The organism is Streptomyces recifensis (assembly GCF_002154615.1).
GTDB classification, from domain to species: domain Bacteria; phylum Actinomycetota; class Actinomycetes; order Streptomycetales; family Streptomycetaceae; genus Streptomyces; species Streptomyces griseoluteus.
In genome coordinates, this window is the sequence record NZ_MUNH01000342.1 from 1 (window position 1) to 3,632 (window position 3,632).

A 3,632-nucleotide genomic window follows, 5' to 3' on the forward strand; every position below is an offset into this window, starting at 1 on the left:
AAGATGAAGCGCTTCATCTTCACCGAGCGCAACGGCATCTACATCATCGACCTGCTCCAGTCGCTGTCGTACATCGACCGCGCCTACGAGTTCGTCAAGGAGACCGTCGCCCACGGGGGCACGGTCATGTTCGTCGGCACGAAGAAGCAGGCGCAGGAGGCCATCGCCGAGCAGGCCACCCGCGTCGGCATGCCCTACGTCAACCAGCGCTGGCTGGGCGGCATGCTCACCAACTTCTCGACCGTCTACAAGCGTCTGCAGCGCCTCAAGGAGCTCGAGCAGATCGACTTCGAGGACGTCGCCGCCTCCGGTCTGACCAAGAAGGAGCTGCTGGTCCTCTCCCGCGAGAAGGCCAAGCTCGAGAAGACCCTCGGTGGTATCCGCGAGATGCAGAAGGTGCCCAGCGCCGTCTGGATCGTGGACACCAAGAAGGAGCACATCGCGGTCGGCGAGGCCCGGAAGCTCAACATCCCGGTCGTCGCCATCCTCGACACCAACTGCGACCCCGACGAGGTCGACTACAAGATCCCGGGCAACGACGACGCGATCCGCTCCGTCACCCTGCTCACCCGCGTGATCGCCGACGCCGTCGCCGAGGGCCTCATCTCCCGCTCGCGCGTCGCCACCGGTGACAAGGGCGAGAAGGCCGCGGCCGAGCCGCTGGCCGAGTGGGAGCGCGACCTGCTCGAGGGCGAGAAGAAGGCCGACGACGCCGCCGAGGCCGTCGAGATCGCCGCCGAGGCGCCGGCCCCCGACGCCGCGGTCTCCGAGGCCGTCGAAGAGGCTGCCGCCGAGGTCGAGGCCCCCAAGGCCGAGCAGGCCTGACACCGGCGCTGACGGTGGGGGCGGCACGAACCGGCGCCCCCGCCCGTCATCCGTAGCCCCACACGACGCCCGCGACCCGGCCACCGGCCGGTCGCGGGCCCGTGCGGATCTCCGATCTCCCAAGACTTCCAGAAAGACTCACAGACTCATGGCGAACTACACCGCCGCCGACGTCAAGAAGCTCCGTGAGCTCACCGGCGCCGGCATGATGGACTGCAAGAAGGCGCTGGACGAGGCCGAGGGCAACGTCGAGAAGGCCGTCGAGGCGCTGCGCATCAAGGGCCAGAAGGGCGTCGCCAAGCGCGAGGGCCGCTCCGCCGAGAACGGCGCCGTGGTCTCCATCATCGCCGACGACAACTCCGAGGGTGTCCTCGTCGAGCTGAAGTGCGAGACGGACTTCGTCGCCAAGGGTGACAAGTTCCAGGCCGTGGCCAACGCCATCGCCGAGCACGTCGCCAAGACCTCCCCGGCCGACATCGAGGCGCTCCTCGCCTCCGAGATCGAGCCCGGCAAGACCGTCCAGGCGTTCGTGGACGAGGCCAACGCCAACCTCGGCGAGAAGATCGTCCTGGACCGCTTCGCGCAGTTCACCGACGGTTACGTCACCGCGTACATGCACCGCACGATGCCCGACCTGCCCCCGCAGATCGGTGTCCTCGTCGAGCTGGACAAGCCCAACGCCGAGGTCGCCAAGGGCATCGCCCAGCACATCGCCGCGTTCGCGCCGAAGTACCTCTCCAAGGAGGACGTGCCGGCCGAGGTCGTCGAGTCCGAGCGTCGCATCGCCGAGGAGACCACCCGCGCCGAGGGCAAGCCCGAGGCCGCGATCGCCAAGATCGTCGAGGGTCGTCTCAACGGCTTCTTCAAGGACGCCACGGTGCTCGGCCAGCCGTACGCCCTGGACAACAAGAAGTCGGTCCAGAAGGTGCTGGACGAGGCCGGTGTCACCCTGAAGCGCTTCTCGCGCATCAAGGTCGGCATCTGAGTCCGTACCGCGATCGACGCGCGACCCCGATAGGGTCGACAGCAGTCGTCCGTGCAGACCGCCGTCCGCGGCTGTGCGGCGGACGGCAGCAGATCTGACGAGGAGGCCATTGCCGCGCAAGGGAGCGAGAAGCGACCCACCGGCAATGGCCTTCTTCGTATGTGCAACACGTGAAAGAGGCGGGATCTCCATGACCACCAAGGCCCAGAAGAGCGACGACGGCAAAGTGCGCGGCCGGTTTCTGCTGAAGCTGTCCGGAGAGGCCTTCTCCGGCGGCGGTGGCCTCGGCGTCGACCCGGACGTGGTGCACAAGATCGCCCGCGAGATCGCCGCCGTCGTGCGTGACGGCGCCGAGATCGCGGTCGTGATCGGCGGCGGCAACTTCTTCCGGGGCGCCGAGCTGCAGCAGCGCGGCATGGACCGGGCCCGCTCCGACTACATGGGCATGCTCGGCACCGTGATGAACTGCCTCGCCCTCCAGGACTTCCTGGAGAAGGAAGGCATCGACAGCCGCGTGCAGACCGCCATCACCATGGGCCAGGTCGCCGAGCCGTACATCCCGCTGCGCGCCATCCGGCACCTGGAGAAGGGCCGCGTGGTCATCTTCGGCGCCGGGATGGGCATGCCGTACTTCTCCACCGACACCACCGCCGCCCAGCGGGCCCTGGAGATCGACGCCGAGGCGCTGCTCATGGGCAAGAACGGGGTGGACGGGGTCTACGACGCCGACCCCAAGACCAACCCCGACGCCGTCAAGTTCGACGCACTCGGCTACGGCGAGGTCATCACCCGCGACCTCAAGGTCGCCGACGCCACCGCCGTCACCCTGTGCCGTGACAACAGCCTGCCGATCCTCGTGTTCGAGCTGCTGGCCGAGGGCAATATCGCGCGGGCCGTCAAGGGTGAGAAGATCGGCACGCTCGTGGGTGACGAGGGCAGCCGGGACTGACCGGCGACCCCGTCCCACCGGCGCGACCCGTCCGGGGCAAGGACGGGACGCGCCCCGGCCGGAGGATGGACAATGTCCTGTCGGTCGGGAACCGTGCAGGAAGCAGACGCGACGCAGCCGGCCCGCCGCCCGATGGGGCGCCGCCGCCGGGCCTTACTCAAGACACGCAGGAGCAAGTGGTGATCGAAGAGACCCTCCTCGAAGCCGAGGAGAAGATGGAGAAGGCCGTCGTGGTCGCCAAGGAGGACTTCGCCGCGATCCGCACCGGCCGTGCGCACCCCGCGATGTTCAACAAGATCGTGGCGGACTACTACGGTGCCCCGACGCCGATCAACCAGCTCGCCTCGTTCTCCGTGCCGGAGCCGCGCATGGCCGTGGTGACCCCGTTCGACAAGAGCGCGCTGCGCAACATCGAGCAGGCGATCCGTGACTCCGACCTGGGCGTCAACCCCAGCAACGACGGCAACATCATCCGTGTGGTGTTCCCCGAGCTGACCGAGGAGCGCCGCCGCGACTACATCAAGGTCGCCAAGCACAAGGCCGAGGACGCCAAGGTCTCGATCCGCTCCGTGCGCCGCAAGGCCAAGGACGCCATCGACAAGCTGATCAAGGACGGCGAGGTCGGCGAGGACGAGGGCCGCCGTGCCGAGAAGGAGCTCGACGACCTGACCGCCAAGTACGTGGCGCAGGTGGACGAGCTGCTCAAGCACAAGGAAGCGGAGTTGCTCGAAGTCTGATGAGCGACTCTTCCTGGGGGGCGCCGTCGCAGGCGGGGCAGGCCGGGTACTGGGGGCCCACCGTGGGTAGGCCTGTCCAGGGGGCTGTCACGGCGGGTCCCGCATACGATGCGCCCGAGGCGCCGCAGACTCGCCC

4 protein-coding genes are annotated in these 3,632 nt (G+C 68.2%); all 4 read left to right on the forward strand.

Translation table 11 applies throughout. The annotated features are described in order from the left end of the window. The coding region (gene rpsB, locus CCN33_RS18500) for a 30S ribosomal protein S2 (RefSeq protein WP_086694691.1) at window positions 1–825 on the forward strand (825 nt) is incomplete at its 5' end. 148 nt (window positions 826–973) lie between these two features. Then, a complete protein-coding gene (gene tsf / locus CCN33_RS18505) occupies window positions 974–1,810 on the forward strand; it encodes a translation elongation factor Ts (RefSeq protein WP_030808611.1) in 837 nt (278 codons plus the stop codon). A 190-nt stretch (window positions 1,811–2,000) separates the two neighbouring features. Continuing rightward, window positions 2,001–2,759: a UMP kinase gene (gene pyrH / locus CCN33_RS18510; RefSeq protein ID WP_086694692.1), complete on the forward strand. Its 759-nt coding sequence runs from the start codon at window positions 2,001–2,003 to the stop codon at window positions 2,757–2,759. Between the two features lie 179 nt (window positions 2,760–2,938). Continuing rightward, window positions 2,939–3,496, forward strand: coding sequence for a ribosome recycling factor (gene frr / locus CCN33_RS18515; RefSeq protein ID WP_026248385.1), 558 nt, complete (start codon window positions 2,939–2,941; stop codon window positions 3,494–3,496). The last annotated feature ends 136 nt before the right edge of the window (window positions 3,497–3,632 follow it).

Coding starts and splice junctions, on each gene's coding strand:
- tsf (WP_030808611.1), top strand. CDS start 974: ATGGCGAACTACACCGCCGCCGACGTCAAGAAGCTCCGTGAGCTCACC.
- pyrH (WP_086694692.1), top strand. CDS start 2,001: ATGACCACCAAGGCCCAGAAGAGCGACGACGGCAAAGTGCGCGGCCGG.